Below are 23,131 nucleotides of genomic sequence, written 5' to 3' on the forward strand. Positions count from 1 at the left end.
CCGCAACCCCGCGCCGCGCGCCGCTGAAGAAGGATGGCGTTCAGCCAGGAAGCGCTGGGCCGCGTCTTGCAGCATGCGCTGGTCTTCGGTCAAAGGCAGAGTCATAGGGATCGAAATCAATGAAGAGGCAACGATGCGGTCGGCCGGGCCATCGGGCGTCAGCCCCTGGGCAGGCTCAGCATCTGTTCGGCGATGATGTTGCGCTGAATCTCGGACGTGCCGGCCAGGATGGTTTCCGCGCGCGACCACAGATAGGCATGCGTGAGCGCCGCTGCTTGCGCGTCGGCGCCTTCGGGCAGGCAAGCCGTTTCACCCAGCAATTGCATCGACAGTTCAAGCAGGCGCTGGTGCGCTTCGCTCCAGTGAATCTTGGTGGATGATCCTTCGGGGCCGGGCGGGTCGCCCCGCATGGCGCCGGCCAGTGCGCGCTGCGACTTCAGCGCCAGCACATGACTGTCGGCCGCCAACCGCGCCCATTTATGCCGCACGGCGGCCGATGAGGCCGGCACGTGCCCGTATGCGTCGGGGCGCAGCGCCAGGTGGCGCACCACGTCAAGTTCCTGCGCAAAACGCACCAGGCGCGGGATGAAGTAGGTGCCGCGTTCGAAACTGGCCGCGGCCATCGCCACTTTCCAGCCTTGGTTCGGCTCGCCCAGCAGCAGGTCCTGCGGCACGAAGACGTCTTCGAAGAACACCTCGCAGAATTCCGCTTCGCCCGTGATCTGCCGGATGGGCTCGACCCGCACGCCAGGGCTGCCCATGTCCACCAGCAAAAAGCTCAGGCCGCGGTGCTTGGGCGCCTGCGAATCGGTGCGCGCCAGTACGAAGCACCACTGCGCCCGGTCGGCGAACGACGTCCAGATCTTGTGGCCGTTCAGCCGATAGCCGCCCGCCGCGGGTTCGGCGCGGGTGCGCACCGACGCCAGGTCGGAGCCCGCGCCCGGTTCCGAATAGCCCTGGCACCAAACCTCGCGGTTGGCCAGGATGCCAGGCAGAAATCGGCGTTTCTGCGCCTCGGTGCCGAAGTGCAGCAACGTCGGCGCCAGAATGCCGTGGCCGATCAGGTTCACGCCCAGCGGCGCGCCGCAGCGGGCGTGCTCTTCGTGGAACACGGCCTGCCGCGACAACGGCAGGTTTTTCCCGCCATATGCTTCGGGCCAGCCCAGGCCAGACCATCCATTCGCACACAGGGTGTCTTCCCAGGCGCGCCTGAAATCCAGATCGCGCGGGGCGGCCCCGCCCGGCCACTGCCGGACGAAGCCAGCGTAGGCCGAGGCCAGCCACTCCCGCAGTTGCTGGCGAAAGGCGGCGTCATCCTGCGCCGCGTTCTCCCATCGGCTCATGCGTACTACTCCAGGCGAATGTTGGAATCGCGCGCCACCTTGGCCCAGGTGGTCACGTCTTGCCGGATGAACGCCGAGAACGTCTTGGGATCACTGCCGATGATGTCCAGCCCCAGCCCCACGAACTGCGCCTTCACATCGGGTTGCTGGAGAATCTGCGCGAGGTTCTGGTAGAGCTTGTCGATCACCGGCTGCGGCGTGCGCGCCGGCGCCACCAGTCCCAGCCACGGCATCGCCGAATAGCCCGGCAAGCCAGACGCCGCCACCGTCGGCAGGTCCGGCACGGACGCCGACGGACGCGTCGTGGTCACGGCCAGCGCGCGCAACTTGCCATCCTTGACGAAGGGCCCCGACGAGGCCCACGCGTCGAACATCACCTGGATGCGGCCGGCCACCAGGTCGTTCAGCGCGGGTGCGCTGCCCTTGTACGGGATGTGCGCCATCTGCACACCCGCCATGCTGTTGAAGAGTTCGGCTTCCAGGTGCGTTGAACTGCCGGTGCCGACCGACCCGTAGCTGACCTTGCCCGGATTGGCTTTCAGATAGGCGATCAGTTCACCCACGTTCTTGGCGGGGATCGACGGATGCACCTCCAGCACATGCACGACAGACGCCACCTGGCTGACCGGCGCGAAGTCCTTGATGGGGTCGTAGTTGACCTTGGCGTAGATGCTTGGCGCGATGCCCAGCGAGGACGCCGCCATCAGCAGGGTGTAGCCGTCCGGTTCCGCGCGCGACACGTAGTCCGACGCAATCATCGTCCCGCCGCCGGGCTTGTTCTCGACGATCACGGGCTGTCCCAGCTTCGCGGTCAGGCGCTCGGCCAGCAGCCGGCTCATGATGTCCGCCGCGCCGCCGGGCGAAAACGGCACCACGATACGCACGGGCCGGCTGGGAAACGCATCCTGGGCAAGCGCCGGGTTCGCGACGCCGATGCAGGCCAGCGCAACGCCGGCCAATAGTCTCTTCATCATGCTTGTCTCCTCCTGGGGATACGCGGCGCGCGGTCGCGTGATTGCGGGTGCGCGCTACGGGGTTGCGGGCAGGATCAACGCGTCCAATACCGCGACGCCTTGTCCTGCCTCTTTGATCAGCAATGGATTGACTTCAATTTCCGCCACGTCCGCGGGCGCCGCAAGCAAGGCGTTGCCAACGGCCACGATGCTGCGGCACGCCGCCGCCAGATCTGCGCGAGGCTTGCCGCGGTAGCCGTCCAGAAGCGGAAACGCCTTAAGCTCCCGCAACATCTGCAAGGCGATGTCTTCGTCGACGGGCAGCAGGCGATGGCTGGTGTCCTGGTAGAGCTCGGTCAGCACGCCGCCCAGGCCCACCGTCAGGACAGGGCCGAATACCGGATCGCGCGTCGCACCCACGATGATTTCGGCCACCCCGCGCTCCATCTTCTGCACCATCACGCCGTCGATGCGCGCATCGGGTTGCGCTTGCCTGGCGGCGTGGATCACCTGGCCGCAAGCGGCCTGCACCGCCGCGTCGTCGGCCAGCCCCAACACCACGCCGCCGGCTTCCGTCTTGTGCGCGATGTTGGCGCTAAGGATCTTCAGCGCCACGGGGTACCCCGCCGCGCGCGCATCGGCCATCGCCTCGCCGGCGTCGCGCGCGGCATGCGCCCGCGCCTGCGGCAGTCCGAAGGCCGCCAGGTAGGCACGCGCGTCGACTTCGTTGCAGGGCAGCGCCGGCACGGGCGTCGCGTCCAGGCGCGGCATCGGCGCAATGCGCTTGGCGGCGCGCGCGTCGCACCACAGCAGATACGGCGCCAGGGCGGAAACGGCCTGGCCCAGGTCTTCAAATACGGCCACCTCGGCGTCGCGTAACGCTGCCCTGCTTTGCGCCAGGCCGGTATCGATCGCGACGAACAGGCGCGGATGCTGGCGCGAGGCCTCGGCCAGCGCATCCGCCATGCGGTCCAGCATGTAGCCCGGGGCGTAGACCACCACCGCGTCGATCGCGTCGGTCGTCGCCAGCGCCTGGAGCACCGTGCGCACGAAGTCGGGATCATTGACCACATTGCCGGTCACGTCCACGGGATTGCCAACCATGCCGTAATCGGGAATGCCGCCGCGCAACACGGCTTGCAAGGAATCGGGCAGATCGGGCAGGTCCAGTCCCGCGCCGATGAACTTGTCGGCCAGGATCGCGCCCAGCGCGCCCGACATCGTCAACACGGCCACCCGCTTGCCCGCGCTGCGGTGGCGCAGCGTCGCCAGGCTGGCCAGATGCGCCATCTGCGCGAAGTCCGTGGCCTCGATGACGTTCAACTGCCGGAAGGCGGCAGCGTACACGCGCCGATCGCCGGCCAACGCGGACGTGTGCGACCGCACGGCTTGCGCGCCCTTGTCCGTGCTGCCCGCCTTCAGCGCGATCAGCAGCTTGCCCTGGCGCTCAAGCTCGCGGCAGGCGCGCGCGAAACGGCCGCCGTCGCGCAGTTGCTCGATATAGCCCAGGACGATTTCCGTCTGCGGATCGGCGGCCAGGTATTCCAGGTATTGTGAAAAATCCAGGCACGCTTCATTGCCGGTGTTGATGAAGTGCGAAAAAGGCAGGTCCAGCCTGCGCGCGATGGCGTACACGGCCGCGCAGACGTTGCCGCTTTGCGTCAGCAGGCTGACGACGCCCGGCCCGGTTTGCGCCGGCGCGGTCTTGAAGACCGAGGCAAACGCGGTATGCGCCTGCGTGTTCAGGTTGGCGAAGCCCATGCAATTCGGGCCCGCCACGGCCATGCCGCTTTCGGCCACGAACGCTTCCAGCTCCTCCTGCAGGCGCGCGCCATCGGCACCTGCCTCGGCAAACCCGGCGGCGTACACAATGGCGGCGCGCACGCCCCGGGCGTGGCAGCGGCGCAGCATGGACGTAACCTCGGCGGCGGCAATCGCCAGCACCGCCAGATCCACCGGTTCGGGCACCGCCTCGATATCGGGCCAACAGCGTTTGCCGAACACTTCCTGGTACTTCGGGTTCACGGGGTAGATGCCGCCGGCGTAGCCAAAGCGGGTCAAGAGTTCCAACGGCATGCCACCAATGCGCCCGGCGTTCGTGCTGGCGCCGATCATGGCGATGGACCGGGGGTTCAGCAGGCAATCCAGGGCCGTCCTCATGCCGTTTCGCCCTTCTTGTTGCGCTGGATGGCCTGGGCCAGCCCACGCTCGCGTACCGCCTGAAATTCTTCGCTCAGATGCGATAGCTGATGCGTATCGAAGTGCGCCGACAACGCCGTGCGGAACCCCTGGGCATCCGCGGTGCGGTTCAGCGACCGTTTGATCAAGCGCAGGCCGAACGGCGGCGCCTGGGCGATCCGCCGCGCCAGCGCCAGCGTCGCCTCATCCAGTTCGGCCTCGGGCACGACGCGGTTGACCATGCCGATGCGTAGCGCTTCCGCTGCGTCGACCTTTTCGCCGGTGTAGAGCATTTCCTTGGCTTTGCGCAGGCCCATCACCCACGGGTGGATCAGCACCTCGGTCGCGGCGGCCGCCAGGGTGTGGCCCACCGGATCCGAAAAATACGCCGTGTCGGCACACACCACCAGATCGCACATGTTGGCGATCATGAATCCGCCGGCGACGCAGGCGCCTTGCACTTGCGCGACGGTCGGCTTCGGAAAGTCCCAGATGCGCAGGCAATAGCCGTAGTAGCGGCGCGACTCGTAGTCCCAGCGCTCTTCCACCGTGAAGTCGGCGCGCTTGGCCTGCGCTTCTTTCAAGTCGTGCCCGGCCGAGAAATGCGCGCCGCGACCGGCCAGCACGACCACTCGCACGGAATCGTCTTGCTCGGCGCGCGTCAGGGCGTCGTCCAGTTCGTCCAGCATCTGTTGGCTTTGCGCATTGCGCGCGGATTCGCGCGCCAGGCTGATGCGGCATATCGAGTCAAGCCGTTCGACGGCCAGGGTGGCGTATTCCATAGTCTCCTCGTCTTTGCTATGTCCACGCTCGACACCGGCGCGGATCGACTGGATTGAATTAACGCACCGAGAATCCTAGAATACAAAATATTCAATAAACTTTTCCCACTATATGAACAAACCAACCGCCACAGGGGGCACCCAAAGCATGCGCCGCGCCTTGGGCTTGCTGCGTGTGCTGGCGCAGCACCAGGAAGACGGCATCGACCTGCAGGGCGTGATGAACGCCACCGGGCTGGAACGCTCCACCGCGCACCGCCTGCTGAGTTGCCTGCTAGAGGAACAGTTCGCCGAACGCGACCACGGCAACCGGCGCTACCGCCTTGGCGTGGACTCCATGCAGCTGGGGTTTGCCGCCCTGCGCCGCACGCCCTTGCTGGACGCGTTGCGGCCGTTCGCGCAAAAGCTCGCGCGCCTGTCCGGCGACACCGTTTTCCTGGTGATCCGCCAGGGCGACTACGCTCTGTGCCTGTTGCGGGAAGCCGGGTCGTTCCCCGTGAAGGTGTTCACCATCGACCAGGGCGAACGCCGGCTGCTGGGGGTTGGCGCGGGCGGGTTGGCGCTGATGGCCAGCCTGCCGGACGAGGACATCGCAGCGCTATACGCCCGCCACGCGGCCAGCTACGCGCAGATCGGCGTCACCAGCGGCGCCCTGATGAAGGCCGTGAAGCAGACGCGCGCAGCCGGGTATTCCGAGATCGTGGACACGATCACACCGGGCGTGTCGGGCGTGGGGGTGGCGTTTCCAGTGTCGGAACTGACCTGGGTGGCGTTCAGCTTCGGGGCGATCAGCAGCCGGCTGGATGGCCCCCGCCGCGTGCAGATGGGCGCGCTGCTGCGCGCCGAATGCCTGGCGTGGGGCCAGGACTACCTGGGCCACGCCTCCGGCGGCACGTTCCGCCGCTGACGACGGAACGCGGTCCGGGCAAAGCGGCCCGGACCGAACTTGCAAACCGCGTTAAACGCGCTCGAAAATGGCGGCGATGCCTTGGCCCCCGCCAATGCACATCGTCACCAGCGCATAGCGGCCGCCCACGCGCTGCAGTTCATGCAGCGCCTTGACGGTGATGATCGCGCCGGTGGCGCCGATGGGGTGCCCCAGGCCGATGCCGCTGCCGTTCGGGTTGACCTTGGCCGGGTCCAGCTTCAGTTCGCGCGACACGGCGCAAGCCTGCGCGGCGAAGGCTTCGTTGGCTTCAATGACGTCCAACTGGTCCACGGTCAGGCCGGCGCGCTTGAGCGCCGCCTGCGTGGCCGGCACCGGGCCGATCCCCATGATGTCGGGATCGACACCCGCATGGGCGTAAGCCACCAGACGGGCCAAGGGCTTGATGCCGCGCTTGGCGGCCACCGAGGCGTTCATCAGCACCACGGCGCCCGCGCCGTCGTTCAGGCCCGAGGCATTGCCCGCCGTGACGGTGCCGTTCTCTTTCTGGAAAACCGGCTTGAGCGTGGCCATGGTGGCGGCGGAGACATCGCGGCGCACGTGCTCGTCGGTGTCGAACACGACTTCGCCCTTGCGCGTCTTCTGCACCACCGGCACGATCTGGTCGCGGAAATACCCGGCGTCGATGGCGGCTGCCGCGCGGCGATGCGATTCGGCGGCCAGCGCGTCCTGGTCCTGGCGGCTGATGCCATATTTAGCGGCCACGTTCTCGGCCGTGACGCCCATGTGCATGCGGCCGAACGGATCCGACAATGCGCCGGTCATCATGTCCAGCATGACGCTGTCGCCCATGCGGGCGCCCCAGCGCTGCGACGGCACGATGTAGGGTGCGCGGCTCATGCTTTCGGCGCCGGCGCCGATCGCGATCTCGGTGTCGCCCAGCAAGATGGTCTGCGCCGCCGACACGATGGCCTGCAGGCCGGAACCGCACAGGCGATTGACGTTGAAGGCGGGCGTTTCCTTGGCGATGCCGGCGTTCATGGCGGCCACGCGCGACAGGTACATGTCGCGCGGTTCGGTATTGATGACGTGGCCGACCGCAACATGGCCGACCTCGTCGCCCTTGACGCCGGCGCGCTCCAGCGCGGCGCGGATGACGGTGGCGCCCAGGTCGCACGGCGGCACGTCTTTCAGCGCGCCCCCGAAGTCGCCGATGGCGGTGCGGACGGCCGAAGCGACGATGACTTCATTCATGGTGTTTCCTCCTTGTAATGCGTTCCATCATACCGCCGGCCCGCCGGCCCCGGAATGTCCCGGGCGTCAGGCGCGGGGCTTGCGCGCGGCCCGCTGCGCGATGAAGGCATCCACCGCCTCGGCATGCGCCGGCGTCTTGTGCGCCAGCGCCTGATACGCCGCCGACAGCTCCAGCAAGGTATCCAGCCGCACATGCTGGCTTTCGCGCAGCAGGCGCTTGGTCAGCCGCACGGCGTCGGGCGAATTCGCCGCCATGCGCGCGGCCAGCGCCCGCGCCGCGGACAGCAACTCGACGGCCGGCACGACGCGCGACACAAGCCCCCATTCGCGCGCGGTCCCCGCATCGATGGCGTCGCCGGTGAACGACATCTCGGCCGCCCGCGCCGACCCGATCAGCCGTGGCAGGAACCACGCGCCGCCATCCCCGGGAACGATCCCCAGTTTGACGAAACTTTCCGCGAAGGTCGCCCCTTCCGCGGCGATGCGCACATCACACATGCAGGCAAGGTCGCAGCCCGCGCCGACGGCGGGGCCGTTGACGGCGGCGATCGTAGGCACTTCCAGCGCATGCAGGGCCAACGGCAGGCGCTGGATGCCGTGGCGGTATTCCTGGCGCAAGGCGGCGCTGCCGACCTCGGGGCCAATCTGCCGCTGCATGTCGTTGATGTTGCCGCCCGACGAAAACACATTGCCCGCCGCCGTCAGGATCAGCACGCGCACCGCCGGATCCCGTTCGATCCGCGCGAACGCGGCCAGCAACTGATCCACGATGCCGCTGCCCGTCAACGCGTTGCGCGTGGCCGGATCGTCCAGCGTCAGCGTCACGATGCCCTCCGGGCTCTGCTCGTAATGCACGAGTTCCGTCATGTCTTTCTCCTGGTTTGCGCGTTATTGTTTCGGGATGCCGGCACGCTGGGCAGCCTCGTCCCATTTGCGGATTTCGTCGCGCTGGAACACACCAAGTTCCTTCGGCCCGACGGGAAACACTTCCCAGTTCGTGCGCGCCAGGAACTCGGCGGCGTCCGCCGTGCGGTATATGTCCAGCAGCACGCCAGCCAGCTTATCGATGACGGCAGCCGGCGTGCGGGCCGGCGCGAACGCCGCGGTCCAGTTCACCATGTAATAGCCTGGAAATCCCGATTCCTGCAACGTCGGCGTATCAGGTGCGCTCTTTAGCCGCGCATCCCCCGTAACCGCCAGCAGACGCATGCGGCCGCTCTGCACGAAGGGGATGACGGCGCCATAATCGGCGAACACGAAATCCACCTGCCCGCCCGCAAGATCCGTCAACGCGGGGGCCGCGCCGCGATACGGCACGTGGTTGGCCTTGATGCCGCCCATGGCCAGAAACAACTCGGTAGCGATTTGATAGGACGCGCTGCCGCTGCCGAAATTCAGTTCTCCCGGCCGCTGGCGCGCCGCGTTCACCAGATCCGCCACCGTCTTGTAGGGCGCATCGGCCTTGACCACCAGCGCCATTGCGCCGTAACCCAGACGCGCCACGGGCGCGAAGTCATTGACCGGGTCATAGGGCAAGTGTTTGAACATCGCCGCATTGGTCGCCACGGGCGAATTGCTGGCCAGCAACAGTGTGTAGCCGTCGGGTGGGGCCACGGCGACGGCCTGCGCCGCGATGAAACTGTTGCCGCCCGGCCGGTTTTCCACCGTCACGGCCACGCCAAGCTTTTCTTCCATTTTCTTTGCGACATAGCGTGCATTGCTGTCCGTGCCGCTGCCCGGCGGAAACGACACAATCAACCGGATGGGCTTGTCGGGGTAAGCGGCCTGGGCGGATGCCGCGGGCAGCGCCAGCCATGCGGCGCCCGCCAGCGCCAATAGGCGCATCAGCTTGTTCATTGCTTGTCTCCTGTTGTTGTCGTCGCCGAGCGCGTTGGACGCGGCACGGCGCAGCAAGCAGCGTAGGCATACGGACAGGTGACGTCTAATATTAGTTTTTGAGCAAGCGATACCAACCTCGTATCAGTCGGCGGCCGGCTGCCGATATGAGATTCGTATCAAATATCAAATAAATAATATTGGACGGCTGTCAGCGCGCGGCCTGATAGTGGCCGTGGACGCCCCGCTGCGGGGCGCCCGTTCGCTTCGGAGCGCCCATGATTGATACGCTGGAACTTACCGCCATCCCGCCCGAGGATGAGGCCTTGCGCGCCGAGGTGCGCGCCTTCCTGGCCGATACGCTGGACGGGCTGGAACCCGACGAACGCGCGCGCTCATGGATGGGTTTCGACGCGGGGTTCAGCCGCCAGTTGGCCGAACGAGGCTGGCTGGGCCTGACCCTGCCGCGCGAGGTCGGCGGGGCGGCGCGCGGCCACTTCGCACGCTTCGTGCTGTCGGAAGAACTGCTGGGCGCGGGCGCGCCGGTGTCGGCGCACTGGATCGCCGACCGCCAGAGCGCACCGTTGATCCACAAGTACGGCACGACGGCTCAGCAGGCGTTCTACCTGCCCCGGATCTGCCGCGCCGAGGCATTCTTCTGCATCGGCATGAGCGAGCCGGGATCCGGCTCCGACCTGGCCAGCATCCGCAGCCGCGCTGAACCGTCGGGTGGCGGCTGGCGTTTGAACGGCAGCAAGATCTGGACCACCAATGCGCACCGCTCGCACTACATGATCGCGCTGGTGCGCACGTCCGGCACGGCCGATGACCGCCACCAGGGATTGTCCCAGCTGATCGTGGACCTGTCGCTGCCGGGCGTATCCATCCGCCCCATCGAAGACCTGGCGGGCGATGCCCATTTCTCGGAAGTTTTCTTCGACAACGTCGAGCTGCCCGCCGATGCGCTGATCGGCGAAGCGGGCGCAGGCTGGGCCCAAGTGAATGCCGAACTGGCGTTCGAACGCAGCGGCCCCGAGCGCCTTTATTCCAGCATTGCGCTCCTGGAGTGCTGGCTGACGCATTGCCGCACGCTGTCCGACGACGCCAGCAGTCGCGCCACGCTGGGCAGCATCCTGTCGCAGATGGCGGTGCTGCGCGCCATGTCGCTGGCGGTGGCGGGCAAACTGGCGGCCGGCGCCAGCCCGGCGACGGAGGCCGCGCTGGTCAAAGACCTGGGCACGGAACTGGAACAGCTCATTCCCCGCCTGATCGGCGATGCGCTGGGCCGCCGTCCCGAGGTGCCACCGCCGTTGCCGCTGCTGCGCACGCTGGCGTACCTGGAACAGGTGGGCCCCACGTTTTCCTTGCGCGGCGGCACGCGCGAGATCTTGCGCGGCATCATCGCCCGTGGCCTTGGACTTCGATAAGGACGACCCCCATGGACTCTCTGCTTGGCGACGCCGCCGAACGCCTGTTCGCGCAAACCTGCACGCCCGCGGTGATGCGTGGCATCGAGCAAGGCCAGCCGGCCGCCCCGGCCTGGCAGGCCTGCGAAGACGCCGGCTTCGCCGACGCGCTGGTGCCTGAAACGCTGGGCGGTGCCGGATTGGACCTTCCCGAGGCATTGCCGGTGGTGCTGGCGGCCGGCCGTCATCTTTGCCCGTATCCGATCGCCCACACCATGTTGGCCCGCGCCTGGCTTGCCCGTCTGGGACGGCCCCGGCCAGCGGGTTCGATCGCCCTCGCCCCGCACGGCCTCGCGATCCAGGGCAAGCGGGTGACGGGCGCCAGCGTTCCCTGGATCCGCGCCGCCGACCACATCCTGGCGCAGATCAACGGACAGGTGTGGCTGTTGGCAACATCCGCCGGCCACGCGCAGCCGAACGGCGTGCATGGCAGTCTTGACGGCGATGCGTGGTGGGCGTTGGCGGACGCGCAATGCCTGGGCAACGGCAGCCCGCTGGACGAGCTTGCGGCCACCGCCTATGCCGGTCTCATGGCTGGCGCCATGGAACGGGTCCTGACGCTGACGCTGGATTACGCCAACACGCGCGCGCAGTTCGGCAAACCCATCGGCCGCTTCCAGGCCGTGCAGCAACAGATCAGTGTGATGGCCGAGCAGGTCTGGGCCGCGCGCATGGCGGCGCAGCTGGCGTTCCAGGGCCATGGCGGATTGCCGCAAGCGATGCTGGCCGCCATGGGCAAGGCGCGCGCCAGCCAGGCCGCGCCGATGGTCGCGGATATCGCTCACGCGGTGCATGGCGCCATCGGCATCACCGCGGAATACGATTTGCAGTTGTACACCCGGCGCCTGCGCGAGTGGCGGCTGGCGGGCGGATCGGAATCGCATTGGCACGAGCGCATCGGCGCCCACGCGCTGGGCAGTGGCGCAGACGCGCTGACGTATCTGCGCACGGCGTTGTGCGGGGCGGCATGACGCGCTGATACCGAAGGGATAGCACGGATGCCGCCGCCGATACGCGCGCCGTATCATCCAGGGCAACCAACACCCCGGGCCGCCCTCATGGATTTCCGCCATCTACAGCAGTTCCTGGTCCTTGCCGAGACGCTGAACTTCCACCGCGCGGCGGAAAAGCTGCATATGTCGCAGCCTCCGCTATCGGTCTCGATCCGCAAGCTTGAAGACATGGTGGGCGTACCGCTGTTCGTGCGCGGACGCCAGGGCGTGCAACTGACCGAAGCCGGCTTGGCCGCCCTGGACGAAGCGCGCCGCGCGCTGTTCCATGCCGAGAAGTTCAAGCTGGCGGCGCGCGCCGGCGCGGCGGGCGAAGGCGGCACCGTGCGCATCGGTTTCGTCGGGTCGGCCACGCACGGCATCCTGCCGCGCATCCTGCCCCTGTTCCGACAGCGCTATCCCGGCGTGACCGTCGTGCTGCGCGAAGCAACGTCGATCCGCATCATGCAGGATCTGGCGGAAGACACACTGGAGGTCGGCATCGTGCGCGTGCCGGTGGCCATGGGGTCGAACGTGCGCCTGGCCCCGCTGACCACTGAAAACTTCGCGCTTGCCGTGCCCAAGGGGCACCGGCTGGCACGGCGCGGCAGCATCCGGCTGACCGACCTGGCGGACGAGGCATTCATCATGTACACGGCCACCGAGGCGGCCGGATTGCGCATGGCGGCCATCAACGCTTGCCAATTGCGCGGATTCACGCCCCGCATCACTCAGGAAGCGGTACAGGTGCAGACGCTGCTCAGCCTGGTTGAAAGCGGATTGGGCGTGGCGCTGGTGCCCGCCGGCAGCCGACGCCATCCGGGGCCCAATGTCGTCTATAAATCGCTGGCCGACTTTCCCGCCGATGCCTCCATCGGCATTTCGCTGGCGTGGAATCCCGACACGGAACGCAGCGCGGCGCGCAACCTGCGCGAGATGGCCAGCCAGGCATTCCGCGACAAGCCTGCCAAATATCCGGTGCCGCGCTTGCGGCAAGGTGGCCGGCAGGCTTAGGATGGAGCATGGTCGTGCCTTGGCGCCCTGCGGGGCTGGGGTGGCGGCGCGGCCCAAGTTTGAACCTTGCCAGCGATTCGGGAGCACATCGTGAAGACAGTTGCTGAGATTCTCAGGGAAAAGCCGAACCCCTCCGTCGTGACGGTTTCACCGGACTCATCGGTGTACGACGCCATCAAGACCATGGCCGAACGCAGTATCGGCGCGGTCGTCGTGGTCCAGGGCGATACCGTGCTGGGCATGCTGTCCGAGCGCGACTACGCCCGCAAGGTGGTCTTGCAGGATCGCTCGTCGCGAAGCACGAAGGTGCGCGACATCATGACGGACTCGGTCTATTACGTGGGCCCTGGCGATACGCGAGAACACTGTATGGCCATGATGACGGAACGGCACTTTCGCCATCTTCCGGTCATCGACAATGAAAAGCTGATTGGCCTGCTGTCCATTGGCGACCTGGTCAAGGACGTCATGAGCGAACAGAAGTTCATCATCCACGAACTGGAACGCTACATCAGCGGCGGCCACGCCTGAGCCTCCTGGACCACGGACCTGGCAGGCGCGGGCTAGCCCGCCGCCAGGATCCGCGCCGCCGGCACGATCAGCCCCAAGCCAGCGGCCAGCAACAGCACGAACACCATGCGCTTGATGGTTTTCATCGAACCCACCGTGCCATAGCGGCGCGCCACCCACGTCACGCCGATCACGACTGGAAACGCCTGCACGCTGAGCCAGAACGATGACGCCATGAACGCCCCCTGCCCGGTCACCAGGCCCAGGCGCACCACGGCGTTCAGCGAAAACAGCACCAGCAGGCTGTTGCGGATGGATGCCAGCGGCAGGGGCTGGCGGTACAAGTGATAGACCATCGGCGGCCCCGCGCTTGAAAACAAGCCGCCCAGCACGCCCGATATCCCGCCGAAAAACACGAAAGACGCCTTGGACGACAGCCGCTCCAGCGGCTTGGCGCGCGCCACCAGCAACACCGCGCAAGCCAGGATCGTGACGCCCAACAGCAATTGCAAAAACACGGTCGTCGACCCGCTGATCCAGGTCAGCACGGCCACGCCCACGCCGACGCCGACCAGGCTGGCGATCATGGCCGGGCCCATCAGCGACCAGTTCACTTGCGGCTTGGCCCGCGCCAGGGTCACGGCGGCGTTCACCAGCGACAACACGCTGACCACGTTTGCCACTTCAGACACCGACGCCAACTGAAACACGCCGGACAGACCCAGCAGTACCAGCCCGAATGCAAAGCCGGTCATGGTCTGGGCATACGTGGCAAGCGCCACGCAGGCCAGGAAAAGTAGGTGTTGGGTAAGGCTCATGCGTCGGATTTCGGGGGCAGCGGCACGCATGGCGTACGCGGCGCGGGGGCTGTCCAAGGCGGCGATGATATCACCGGGGTACCGCCCTCCCCGTCGCTGCAACGGGCCGCGCGACCACATATCTTGTCACAAATGGAAGCGTCCCCGAACCTGCCTGCCGCGCACAGCCGCTATCCTTGCCGCCCTGTCAGTCCTAGCCGGTAAGCCCTTGCCTGAATGACGCCCAAACAGACCACGATCAATACCGTGACCCTGACCTGCTCCACGTGCGGCAGTGCTCAGTTCACCAAATTGGCCTCCAACGAATACCGATGCAACCACTGCCACGCCTTGACGCTGGTAGAGGACGATGTCGCCCAGCGGCTGGAGAAGATCCTGCGAGGCATGCAACCGCCTCAGCAACCGCAGGTCAAGCCCAACGCCCTTGCGGCCATCGGGCTGGCGGTGGCGGCAGTGATCGCCATCCCCCTGGTGGCCGCTCTATTGAGTCCTGGCCGTTCCTCGCCGCCGCCGCGCCTGGTTCAGGAGCCGCCGATCGACGCCTCATTGGTCAAGCTGACCGATGTGCGCGAAACGCAGGTGCGCGGCCGCAAGCAACTGGTCATGCTGATGCGCAACGAGACCGGCAAGAAGATCGACACGCCCCGCGTGAACGCCACGTTCTTTCAGGGCGAAATGACGCTGTCGTCGTCGATGGTCTCGCCGTCGACGCACACCTTGCAGCCCGGCGAATATGCCCCCGTGCTGATCTCGGTGCCGGACAAGGCCTATAGCCGCTACGCGCTGGAGGTCGCCACGCCGTCGCCCGCGCGCGGCAAGACCAATGATGTCGTGTCCAGCAAGGTGCAGTTGGTGCGCAACGACGGAGCATACCGGCTGGTTGGCCTGCTGAAGAACCAGGGCGCGACGGAGGCCAACAGCACTCAGATCACCGTCATTCTGTACGGCGACGACGGCGCGATGATCGGCACCGGCATCGGTTACGCCACCGCCAGCCCGCTGGCGCCAGGCGCGTTGACGTCGTTCGACGCGCGCTGCGAAATGCTCGGCGACGGCAACGTCGCGTCCTACGATTACATGGTGCAAAGTGAAAGCTGACCGCCTCGAAGGCAAACCCCTCTCCTGGCCAGCCAAGGCCGGGCTGGCGCTGATCATCCTGGCGGCGATCGGTTTCGCCCTGTACAAGCACACCGCGCTGGGCCCCTGGGCCGCGCAGAAGTTCGCCCAGAAAGCGCCGCCGCAAGCCACGCCCCCGGCCAAAGAAGCCCCGCCTAAAGAAGTGGGGCCCGCCAGCCGCATCGTACGGGTCAGCCCGGCCAATATCCGGGTCATCGACCAGGTCCGTTTGACCACCGAAGAGCTGCTGGACCCGGATTTCGCCCTGTTCGACCCCAAGGCATTCAGCCTGTCGGCGCCGCGTCGGCTGATGGACGAGATCGAGCGCCCTGTCCTGTATACCGAAGTCGTCAACACCAGCGACCGTTACGTCGCCTTGTCGCCACGGGTGAAGATCGCCGTGTTCGATGGGTCGCGTGCGGTGGACGTGCGCCAGGACTGGCCGCTGCCGACCCACCTGTATCCGGGGGAGCGGGTGACGGTGGCGCTGCCCGGCGGCCGCTATGAACGCGTGACCGAGATCAAGCCGGACTGGTTGCCCGCCAAGCGCGCCGCCCTGCCCGGCCCGCGACCGAAGCTGGCTGTCTCCGTCGAGAACACCGAAGCCAACGTCGGCACCGGCACCCTCAATTTCACCTACCGCTACCGTTACAAATACGTCACCGTCCACGGCCGGGTACGCAATGACGACCAGGCGGAGGTCGACGGCGTGCGCGTCTGGATCACCCTGTACGACGCGCAGGACCAGGTGTCCGGCGCTACGTTCAAGGAACTGCGGCTGCCCAAGTTGAAGCCGGGGGAAAGCGTCCCGTTCGAGGTCCAGGTCAAGCAACATGGCGGCAATTTTGCCCGGGTGGGCCTGGTCTACGACGCCACCGCGCGCTAGGCCGGTACCTCGCCGCCCTCGGGGCGCACCCTGCGGAAAGGCGGCTCGCAAGGCCGCCTTTTGCTTGCCTGCCCCGCGCAGAGCCACGGCCCGCCGTCTCTCGTAAGCAACAGCTATCAACCCAAGTCTTATATAAGATATAAGACATTTGCTTGCCTCCCCGTCTTCCCTCTACAATTCCGTCAACAACCCTTCTTCCAACCCGACTTTGAGCAGGCCTCACATGCTGGATAACTACCGCCAACACGTTGCCGAACGCGCGGCTCTGGGGATTCCCCCGCTGCCCCTTACGGCTAAACAAACCGCTGAACTGATCGAACTGCTGAAGAACCCGCCCGCTGGCGAGGAGCAGAACCTGGTCGAACTGCTGACCTTCCGTGTGCCGGCCGGCGTGGACGATGCCGCCAAGGTCAAGGCGTCCTACCTGGCCGCCGTGGCGCTGGGCAAGGAAGCTTGTGCGCTGATCAGCCGTGCCAAGGCGACGCAACTGCTGGGCACGATGCTCGGCGGCTACAACATTGGCCCGCTGGTCGATCTGCTGGATGACGCGGAAATCGGCACCATCGCCGCCGATGCGCTGAAAAAGACCCTGTTGATGTTCGACGCCTTCCACGACGTGAAGGAAAAGGCTGACCGCGGCAACGCCAACGCCAAGTCCGTGCTGCAAAGCTGGGCCGACGCCGAATGGTTCACCAGCCGTCCGGAACTGCCGGAAAGCCTGACCATCACCGTCTTCAAGGTGCCTGGCGAAACCAACACCGACGACCTGTCGCCGGCGCCCGACGCCACGACCCGCCCCGACATCCCGATGCACGCCCTGGCGATGCTGAAGAACAAGCGCGACGGCGCCGCGTTCGAACCGGAAGAAGACGGCAAGCGCGGCCCGGTCAAGTTCATTGAATCGCTGAAGGAAAAGGGCCACCTGGTCGCCTACGTGGGCGACGTGGTCGGTACGGGTTCGTCGCGCAAGTCGGCCACCAACTCGGTGCTGTGGTTCACGGGCGAAGACATCCCGTTTGTGCCGAACAAGCGCTTTGGCGGCGTCTGCCTGGGCAACAAGATCGCCCCGATTTTCTACAACACGATGGAAGACGCCGGCGCCCTGCCGATCGAACTCGACGTGTCGAAGATGGAAATGGGCGACGTGGTCGAACTGCGCCCCTACGATGGCAAGGCGTTGAAGAACGGCGAAGTCATCGCCGAATTCGAAGTGAAGTCCGACGTGCTGTTCGACGAAGTGCGTGCCGGTGGCCGCATTCCGTTGATCATCGGCCGTGGCCTGACCAGCAAGGCGCGTGAAGCGCTGGGCCTGGCGCCGTCGACGCTGTTCCGCCTGCCCAAGAATCCGGTCGATACCGGCCGCGGTTATACGCTGGCCCAGAAGATGGTCGGCCGCGCCTGCGGCCTGCCGGAAGGCACGGGCATCCGCCCGGGCACCTACTGCGAACCGAAGATGACCTCGGTCGGCAGCCAGGACACCACCGGCCCGATGACGCGCGATGAACTGAAAGACCTGGCTTGCCTGGGCTTCTCGGCCGACCTGGTGATGCAGTCGTTCTGCCACACCGCCGCCTATCCCAAGCCCGTGGACGTCAAGACGCACCACACGCTGCCGGAATTCATCAGCACCCGCGGCGGCATCTCGCTGCGCCCGGGCGATGGCGTGATCCACTCGTGGCTGAACCGCATGCTGTTGCCCGACACCGTCGGCACCGGCGGCGACTCGCACACCCGCTTCCCCATCGGCATCTCGTTCCCCGCCGGTTCGGGCCTGGTCGCCTTTGCCGCCGCCACGGGCGTGATGCCCCTGGACATGCCGGAATCGGTGCTGGTCCGTTTCAAGGGCAAGCTGCAGCCTGGCGTCACCCTGCGCGACCTGGTCAACGCCATCCCGCTGTACGCCATCAAGCAAGGCTTGCTGACGGTTGCCAAGCAAGGCAAGAAGAACATTTTCTCGGGCCGCATCCTCGAAATCGAAGGCCTGCCCGACCTGAAGGTCGAACAAGCCTTCGAACTGTCGGACGCTTCGGCTGAACGTTCGGCCGCTGGTTGCTCGGTGCACCTGAACAAGGAACCGATCATCGAATACATCAACAGCAATATCGTGATGTTGAAGTGGATGATCGCCAACGGCTACGAAGACGAGCGCACACTGGGCCGCCGCATCAAGGCCATGGAAGCCTGGCTGGCTGATCCCCAGTTGCTGGCTCCGGACGCCGACGCCGAATACGCCGCCGTCATCGACATCGACCTGGCCGACGTGCACGAGCCCATCGTGGCCTGCCCGAACGACCCGGACGACGTCAAGACGCTGTCGGAAGTCGCCGGCGCCAAGATCGACGAAGTGTTCATCGGCAGCTGCATGACCAACATCGGCCACTTCCGCGCGGCGTCCAAGCTGCTGGAAGGCAAGCGCGATATCCCGGTCAAGCTGTGGGTGGCCCCGCCGACCAAGATGGACGCCACGCAGCTGACTGAAGAAGGCCACTACGGCGTCTTCGGCACGGCCGGCGCACGCACCGAAATGCCGGGCTGCTCGCTGTGCATGGGTAACCAGGCACAAGTGCGCGAAGGCGCGACCGTGATGTCGACCAGCACTCGCAACTTCCCGAACCGCCTGGGCAAGAACACGAACGTGTACCTGGGTTCGGCCGAACTGGCCGCCATCTGCTCGAAGCTGGGCCGGATTCCGACCAAGGACGAGTACATGACCGATATGGGCGTCATCAACAAGAGCGGCGACCAGATCTATCAGTACCTGAACTTCGACAAGATCGCCGACTACAAGGACGTGGCGGACGTGATCGAGGTCTAAGCCTTAATCGCCAGCCAGGCCTTGTTGCCTGCATGACGGCCCCGGAGCAATCCGGGGCCGTTTTCTTTGGGCGGGACGGCGGGTTTCGGCGGCTTGGCGGCCTCGCGCGTTTTCATAAATTTCGGGGACGGAACTTTTTCGGCGATACGTTTTCATACAATCGCGCTACCTTGTGACACTTCGCCCCTAACCCGCGCGGCTTGCCGCCCGTGCCCTTTTCTGGAGGACGCCTGCCAATGACCCGGCTTTTGCTGCCGCCCCTGCTACTGCTGGCGCTTGCCGGTTGCGCCACGGCGCCACCATCCAACCCCGAGAACATTTGCGCGATCTTCCGTGAAAAACCAGACTGGCACGACGCCGCCCTGAAAGTACAGAAGAAATGGGGCGCCCCGGTCCCGGTGCCGATGGCCATGATGTACCAGGAGTCCTCGTTCAAGCAGGACGCCGTGCCGCCCCGCTACTACTTCCTGGGCATTATTCCCTGGGGCCGCGTCAGTTCGGCCTACGGCTATGCGCAGGCCAAGGACGAGACCTGGGCCGACTATAAGAACGACGCCGGTGGCTGGGGTGCAAGCCGCGACGACTTCGCGGACGCGCTGGATTTCATGGGCTGGTACATGAGCAAGTCGCAGCGCATCAATGGCGTGTCCAAGTGGGACGCCTACGGCCAGTACCTGAACTACCACGAAGGTTGGACCGGCTACCGCAACCGTAGCTTCGACCGCAAGGCATGGCTGAAGACGGTATCGCAGAAAGTGCAGGCTCGCGCGGACAAGTTCACGTCGCAATACAAGAGCTGCGAGGCCGACCTGACCAGGGGGGGATGGTTCTGGTAGGACCGGGTCGTTCCCAGCAAAAACCCCGGCGCCAGGCCGGGGTTTTTCATCATGCCGCTTATCAGCCGGACGGGATCAGAAATCCATGCTGGCCGACAGCAGGAACGTGCGCGGGCCGCCCAGGACCAGGTAGCCGTTGCCGGGGTATCCGCCCACCGACGACCAGTAGTTGCGGTTGGCGATGTTCTCGACGCGAGCGCGCAAGGTCAGGACGTGGCCGTCGATGTCCGTCATGTAGCGCAGGCCGGCATCGAAACGGGTCCAGCCCGGCACCTTGAGGGTGTTGGCATCGTTCGCGTAGGACGAACCGGTGTAGACGACGCGGCCGTCCACGGCCAGGCCCTGCACGCCAGGGATGTCCCATTCCACGCCCATGTTGGCCTGGAAGCGCGGCACACCGATCACGCGGTTGCCGTCCAGCGAAGCCGTGCCGGTCGAGCGCTGTTCGGCATCCAGCCACGTCAAGCCGCCCAGCACGCGCACACTCTTGATCGGTTCGCCGTAGACGGTCAGTTCCGCGCCCTGATGGCGGTCCTTGCCCGAGGTGGTCAGCTCGTTGTTGGCGTTGTACATGGCGCGCGGCTTGTCGGTGGAGAAGAGCGCCAATCCGGCGCCCAGGCCATCGCCTTCGTACTTCACGCCGATTTCCTTCTGCTTGGAAACGTATGGCTGCAGGCTCTGGCCGACGTTAGGCACGGGCTTGCCGTTCGCATTGGCCGGCGCGGTCGGTCCTGCGACGAGCGCCTCGATGTAGTTCGCGTAAAGCGAAACGCTGGGCGCCACCTTGAAGACGATGCCGGCCGCGGGCGAATTGTGGCTGGCGTCATAGGCGCCGTTTTCCTTGCCGGTGTTGTAGGCGTAGTCCCGTTGGGACAGACGCTGATGCCGGATGCCCAGGGTCAGCAGCACCTTGTCGTCCAGGAACGACATCGTATCGCCGAAGGCGTAGCTGCTCATCCGCGTGCGCCCTTGCAGCGCCGGGTTGTCGATATCGTTGCCACGCAACGCGCCGGCGCTAAAGGCAGACTTGTCGTAGGACACGGGGTCGTAGATGTTGGTCGCAAACGTGTTCGCGTAATCCATGATGTAGGCATTTTTCTTCTTCAGGTCGAAGAAAGATGCCGACACAACGAACTCGTGGCCCACCGGTCCCGTGCGCACTTTGGCGCGCAGACCCAGTTCACCCGTGTTGACGCTGTCCTCGCGGGTGTTGTCGAAGCGGTAGAAATTGCCTGCGCCCGTGCTGCCGTTGGTCAACGTCACGTTGCCCAGCGAGTTCGCCTCATCGCTGCGGCGAAAGCCGTACGCCGCCCAGCCCGTCAGCTTGTCGCTGAAATCATGCTCGGCACGCAACGTGCCGAACACATCGCGTTCGTTGGAATACGACCACGGCTGCGCGTAGTTGGAGCTGGCGTCCGGCGCGTCGGGCACACTGGTGACGCCCGCGCCCATCGTCACGTTCGGACGCGCGCGCTTCAGTTTGTTTTCCTGCCAACCGATGTCGCCGGACAGGCGCGTATCGGCTGAGCGCCAATCAAGGCCCAGCGACACCAGGCTGGTGCGCGAATGTTCGTCGTCGATCCCGGTATCGCCACTGCGCTGCGCGGCGTTCAGGCGGATGCCGGTGCTGTCGTCAGGACCGAAACGGCGGGCGATGTCGGTCGACAGCTGAAACTGGCCGCCGCTTGCAATGCCCGTGGTGACGCGGGTCAAGGGTTCGTTCGGTGCACGCTTGGGCACCAGGTTGATCACGCCGCCGATGCCGCCGCCGCTTGGCGTGGCGCCCGTCAGGAACGCCGATGCGCCGCGCAGCACTTCCACGCGCTCGAACAGTTCGGTGGCGATGTACTGGCGCGGCAACAGACTGTACAGGCCGTTGTAGGCCACGTCGTCGGAACTCAGGATAAAGCCGCGGATGAAGTACGACTCCTGGAAGTTGCCGAAGCCGCGCGCCACGCGCACGCCGGCGTCGTTCTGCAGCACGTCGCCCACGCTGCGGGCCTGCTTGTCCTGGATCAGTTCGTTCGTATAGCTGGTGATGCTGAACGGCGTGCTCAGGTTATCTTGCGTGCCCAGCACGCCGACACGGCCACCACTGGCCACCTGCCCGCCCGCGAAAGGGGCGGCAAGGCCGCCGGCCGACGCATCGGCGCTGGCTTCGACCTTGATGGCTTCCATCGACACGACGGAGCCGTTGGCGGCGGCGGGTTGGGTTTCGGGGGAGGTTTGACCGTAGGCAACGCCCAGGCACGGCAGCGTAGCGGCCATGCAGGCAAGAGTTCTGATTTTCATATCGGGATACGAGGGGCAAGAGAAGCGCGTCGTTGCGCAAAGAAACGCAAAATCCCGATGGAGTCACGCACGGAATCTTGTGGTCTTACGTCGGAAATGGTATCAAACAGAGAATCATTCTCATTCCGTCCCTATTTTAGAAACGCGAACCGTTGCTTGGACGCAACAGAAATCAGGCAAGCCTACGGGGTCAAGCCGCTTGATCCTGACGCATTTTCCCGAAATCGCCAGCCTCATGGGCAGCCAGCGCACGGGTCAGGGCGCGCTGGCTGGCCATCACGACCGTGCCGTGCCGAAACACGGGTTCATCCACGGTCGGACCTGCGATCAGCACGTAATGGGCGGGCGCCTTCCCCGCCATCATCAGCAGCACGCCTTCGTCGTCGGCCGACGGCGCGGATGCCACCAACGCTGAGCCGGCATGCAGTACCGCGAAGTCGGGATCCCCTTCTTGCCGCTTCGGCAAGGGCGGCGCCCCACTCAGACAATGCCGGGCGCGCACGCCCAGGTCCCCTTGCACCGAGTAGACCCAGGCGTTCCAGCCGGGCGGCAACGGCAACAGCTGTGTCGCTCCCGGGCGCAGCCAGCCGTCCAGGATCATCAGGGCCTCGGGGGTCGCAAGGGGTGACTGCCAGCCGCCGTGGCTGCCCGCCACGACGCGGGTGCGGCCGGCGCTCGTCTGGATGACCGGCATCTCCCAGGCGCGAAGCAGCGAGACCGCCGGAGACAGTGACTTAAGCCGGTCCGGCAGATTCAGGACGATGCGAAGGCCATTCAAGCGCGCCGGCCCCACGGGCTGCTGTGTCTGCAAGATGCCTGCGCCCGCCACGGTCCAGTGCAGGTCGCCTGCCTGTGCCGCGAGGTCGTTGCCTTCGCTGTCCTGGCATTGCATGACGCCTTTGGCGTCTTCCAGCAACAGCGTGGCCGCGCACGATCCCGCGTGCGGCTGGGGCACGACCATCGCCTCGGTCATGATGAAGTGGTCCACCATGACGACAGGCGACGGGCTATGGGAAAAATCGGTGTGCAGGAACGGACGCCGCGTGCAGGCATCGCCCGCCGATTGGAGCTGGCCGGCGACGACGTTGCTGAGATGGATAGTCAAAAAATGCTGCCTGATGAGGGAGTGACGCTAGGGCCTGCCACACACGGAAAGG

At 65.9% G+C, this 23,131-nt stretch carries 19 protein-coding genes; 9 read left to right on the top strand and 10 right to left on the bottom strand.

Features of this window, described 5'->3' with window-relative positions; genetic code table 11:
- Positions 1 to 158 precede the first annotated feature (158 nt).
- Genes ACE039_RS15895 through ACE039_RS15910 form a run of 4 tightly spaced genes read right to left on the bottom strand, consistent with a single transcriptional unit; the run spans position 159 to position 5,256 of the window.
- Positions 159 to 1,343 carry an acyl-CoA dehydrogenase family protein gene (locus ACE039_RS15895; RefSeq protein WP_485822789.1) on the bottom strand — a complete coding sequence of 395 codons (1,185 nt, stop codon included), beginning with the start codon at positions 1,341 to 1,343 and terminating at the stop codon, positions 159 to 161.
- 5 nt (positions 1,344 to 1,348) lie between these two features.
- Positions 1,349 to 2,317 carry a Bug family tripartite tricarboxylate transporter substrate binding protein gene (locus ACE039_RS15900; protein ID WP_313459541.1) on the bottom strand — a complete coding sequence of 323 codons (969 nt, stop codon included), beginning with the start codon at positions 2,315 to 2,317 and terminating at the stop codon, positions 1,349 to 1,351.
- Positions 2,318 to 2,371: 54 nt separating this feature from the next.
- On the bottom strand, positions 2,372 to 4,456 hold the full coding sequence (locus tag ACE039_RS15905) for an acetate--CoA ligase family protein (RefSeq protein ID WP_485822790.1): 2,085 nt from the start codon (positions 4,454 to 4,456) through the stop codon (positions 2,372 to 2,374).
- Positions 4,453 to 5,256: an enoyl-CoA hydratase gene (locus ACE039_RS15910; RefSeq protein WP_105556549.1), complete on the bottom strand. Its 804-nt coding sequence runs from the start codon at positions 5,254 to 5,256 to the stop codon at positions 4,453 to 4,455. The genes ACE039_RS15905 and ACE039_RS15910 overlap by 4 nt, the downstream gene beginning before the upstream one ends.
- A gap of 112 nt (positions 5,257 to 5,368) precedes the next feature.
- Here ACE039_RS15910 and ACE039_RS15915 point away from each other — a divergent pair, with 112 nt between their 5' ends.
- Positions 5,369 to 6,163, top strand: a complete 795-nt coding sequence (locus ACE039_RS15915) for an IclR family transcriptional regulator (RefSeq protein WP_485822791.1) — start codon at positions 5,369 to 5,371, stop codon at positions 6,161 to 6,163.
- A gap of 51 nt (positions 6,164 to 6,214) precedes the next feature.
- Here ACE039_RS15915 and bktB read toward each other — a convergent pair whose 3' ends face one another.
- The 3 genes from bktB to ACE039_RS15930 form a co-directional block, all read right to left on the bottom strand.
- On the bottom strand, positions 6,215 to 7,396 hold the full coding sequence (bktB, locus tag ACE039_RS15920) for a beta-ketothiolase BktB (RefSeq protein ID WP_485822792.1): 1,182 nt from the start codon (positions 7,394 to 7,396) through the stop codon (positions 6,215 to 6,217).
- Positions 7,397 to 7,462: 66 nt separating this feature from the next.
- A complete protein-coding gene (locus tag ACE039_RS15925) occupies positions 7,463 to 8,263 on the bottom strand; it encodes a crotonase/enoyl-CoA hydratase family protein (RefSeq protein ID WP_310029997.1) in 801 nt (266 codons plus the stop codon).
- A 21-nt stretch (positions 8,264 to 8,284) separates the two neighbouring features.
- Complete coding sequence (locus tag ACE039_RS15930) at positions 8,285 to 9,253, bottom strand: Bug family tripartite tricarboxylate transporter substrate binding protein (RefSeq protein ID WP_485822793.1); 969 nt, start codon at positions 9,251 to 9,253, stop codon at positions 8,285 to 8,287.
- Positions 9,254 to 9,510: 257 nt separating this feature from the next.
- On the opposite strand from ACE039_RS15930, the gene ACE039_RS15935 reads away from it, so the two are divergent.
- The 4 genes from ACE039_RS15935 (at position 9,511) to ACE039_RS15950 (ending at position 13,232) form a co-directional block, all read left to right on the top strand.
- Positions 9,511 to 10,659: an acyl-CoA dehydrogenase family protein gene (locus ACE039_RS15935; RefSeq protein WP_485822794.1), complete on the top strand. Its 1,149-nt coding sequence runs from the start codon at positions 9,511 to 9,513 to the stop codon at positions 10,657 to 10,659.
- Positions 10,660 to 10,670: 11 nt separating this feature from the next.
- Complete coding sequence (locus tag ACE039_RS15940; RefSeq protein ID WP_448711360.1) at positions 10,671 to 11,669, top strand: acyl-CoA dehydrogenase family protein; 999 nt, start codon at positions 10,671 to 10,673, stop codon at positions 11,667 to 11,669.
- An 87-nt stretch (positions 11,670 to 11,756) separates the two neighbouring features.
- The gene (locus tag ACE039_RS15945; protein ID WP_485822795.1) at positions 11,757 to 12,701 is read left to right on the top strand and encodes a LysR family transcriptional regulator; all 945 of its coding nucleotides are present in this window, start codon (positions 11,757 to 11,759) and stop codon (positions 12,699 to 12,701) included.
- A gap of 90 nt (positions 12,702 to 12,791) precedes the next feature.
- Complete coding sequence (locus ACE039_RS15950) at positions 12,792 to 13,232, top strand: CBS domain-containing protein (protein ID WP_105556557.1); 441 nt, start codon at positions 12,792 to 12,794, stop codon at positions 13,230 to 13,232.
- A gap of 32 nt (positions 13,233 to 13,264) precedes the next feature.
- Here the strand turns inward: ACE039_RS15950 and ACE039_RS15955 are convergent, their stop codons facing one another.
- Complete coding sequence (locus tag ACE039_RS15955) at positions 13,265 to 14,029, bottom strand: TSUP family transporter (RefSeq protein WP_448711358.1); 765 nt, start codon at positions 14,027 to 14,029, stop codon at positions 13,265 to 13,267.
- Between the two features lie 216 nt (positions 14,030 to 14,245).
- On the opposite strand from ACE039_RS15955, the gene ACE039_RS15960 reads away from it, so the two are divergent.
- From ACE039_RS15960 to ACE039_RS15975, 4 genes are all read left to right on the top strand, one after another.
- Positions 14,246 to 15,127, top strand: a complete 882-nt coding sequence (locus tag ACE039_RS15960; RefSeq protein ID WP_448711357.1) for an FxLYD domain-containing protein — start codon at positions 14,246 to 14,248, stop codon at positions 15,125 to 15,127.
- Positions 15,117 to 16,031, top strand: a complete 915-nt coding sequence (locus ACE039_RS15965) for an FxLYD domain-containing protein (RefSeq protein WP_485822796.1) — start codon at positions 15,117 to 15,119, stop codon at positions 16,029 to 16,031. Before ACE039_RS15960 ends, ACE039_RS15965 begins: the two co-directional genes overlap by 11 nt.
- 223 nt (positions 16,032 to 16,254) lie before the next feature.
- Positions 16,255 to 18,846, top strand: coding sequence for a bifunctional aconitate hydratase 2/2-methylisocitrate dehydratase (gene acnB, locus ACE039_RS15970; RefSeq protein ID WP_448711353.1), 2,592 nt, complete (start codon positions 16,255 to 16,257; stop codon positions 18,844 to 18,846).
- Between the two features lie 236 nt (positions 18,847 to 19,082).
- On the top strand, positions 19,083 to 19,682 hold the full coding sequence (locus ACE039_RS15975; RefSeq protein WP_313465486.1) for a transglycosylase SLT domain-containing protein: 600 nt from the start codon (positions 19,083 to 19,085) through the stop codon (positions 19,680 to 19,682).
- A 75-nt stretch (positions 19,683 to 19,757) separates the two neighbouring features.
- Here ACE039_RS15975 and ACE039_RS15980 read toward each other — a convergent pair whose 3' ends face one another.
- Both ACE039_RS15980 and ACE039_RS15985 read right to left on the bottom strand, forming a co-directional pair.
- A complete protein-coding gene (locus tag ACE039_RS15980) occupies positions 19,758 to 21,974 on the bottom strand; it encodes a TonB-dependent receptor (protein WP_485822797.1) in 2,217 nt (738 codons plus the stop codon).
- 190 nt (positions 21,975 to 22,164) lie between these two features.
- Positions 22,165 to 23,079, bottom strand: a complete 915-nt coding sequence (locus ACE039_RS15985) for a pirin family protein (protein WP_485822798.1) — start codon at positions 23,077 to 23,079, stop codon at positions 22,165 to 22,167.
- Positions 23,080 to 23,131 lie beyond the last annotated feature (52 nt).

Source organism: Achromobacter maghribensis, from assembly GCF_057334215.1.

Bases quoted from the DNA above. Each gene is read 5' to 3' on its own strand.
- ACE039_RS15895 (WP_485822789.1), bottom strand. From the start codon at position 1,343: ATGAGCCGATGGGAGAACGCGGCGCAGGATGACGCCGCCTTTCGCCAG.
- ACE039_RS15900 (WP_313459541.1), bottom strand. From the start codon at position 2,317: ATGATGAAGAGACTATTGGCCGGCGTTGCGCTGGCCTGCATCGGCGTC.
- ACE039_RS15905 (WP_485822790.1), bottom strand. From the start codon at position 4,456: ATGAGGACGGCCCTGGATTGCCTGCTGAACCCCCGGTCCATCGCCATG.
- ACE039_RS15910 (WP_105556549.1), bottom strand. From the start codon at position 5,256: ATGGAATACGCCACCCTGGCCGTCGAACGGCTTGACTCGATATGCCGC.
- ACE039_RS15915 (WP_485822791.1), top strand. From the start codon at position 5,369: ATGAACAAACCAACCGCCACAGGGGGCACCCAAAGCATGCGCCGCGCC.
- bktB (WP_485822792.1), bottom strand. From the start codon at position 7,396: ATGAATGAAGTCATCGTCGCTTCGGCCGTCCGCACCGCCATCGGCGAC.
- ACE039_RS15925 (WP_310029997.1), bottom strand. From the start codon at position 8,263: ATGACGGAACTCGTGCATTACGAGCAGAGCCCGGAGGGCATCGTGACG.
- ACE039_RS15930 (WP_485822793.1), bottom strand. From the start codon at position 9,253: ATGAACAAGCTGATGCGCCTATTGGCGCTGGCGGGCGCCGCATGGCTG.
- ACE039_RS15935 (WP_485822794.1), top strand. From the start codon at position 9,511: ATGATTGATACGCTGGAACTTACCGCCATCCCGCCCGAGGATGAGGCC.
- ACE039_RS15940 (WP_448711360.1), top strand. From the start codon at position 10,671: ATGGACTCTCTGCTTGGCGACGCCGCCGAACGCCTGTTCGCGCAAACC.
- ACE039_RS15945 (WP_485822795.1), top strand. From the start codon at position 11,757: ATGGATTTCCGCCATCTACAGCAGTTCCTGGTCCTTGCCGAGACGCTG.
- ACE039_RS15955 (WP_448711358.1), bottom strand. From the start codon at position 14,029: ATGAGCCTTACCCAACACCTACTTTTCCTGGCCTGCGTGGCGCTTGCC.
- ACE039_RS15960 (WP_448711357.1), top strand. From the start codon at position 14,246: ATGACGCCCAAACAGACCACGATCAATACCGTGACCCTGACCTGCTCC.
- acnB (WP_448711353.1), top strand. From the start codon at position 16,255: ATGCTGGATAACTACCGCCAACACGTTGCCGAACGCGCGGCTCTGGGG.
- ACE039_RS15975 (WP_313465486.1), top strand. From the start codon at position 19,083: ATGACCCGGCTTTTGCTGCCGCCCCTGCTACTGCTGGCGCTTGCCGGT.
- ACE039_RS15980 (WP_485822797.1), bottom strand. From the start codon at position 21,974: ATGAAAATCAGAACTCTTGCCTGCATGGCCGCTACGCTGCCGTGCCTG.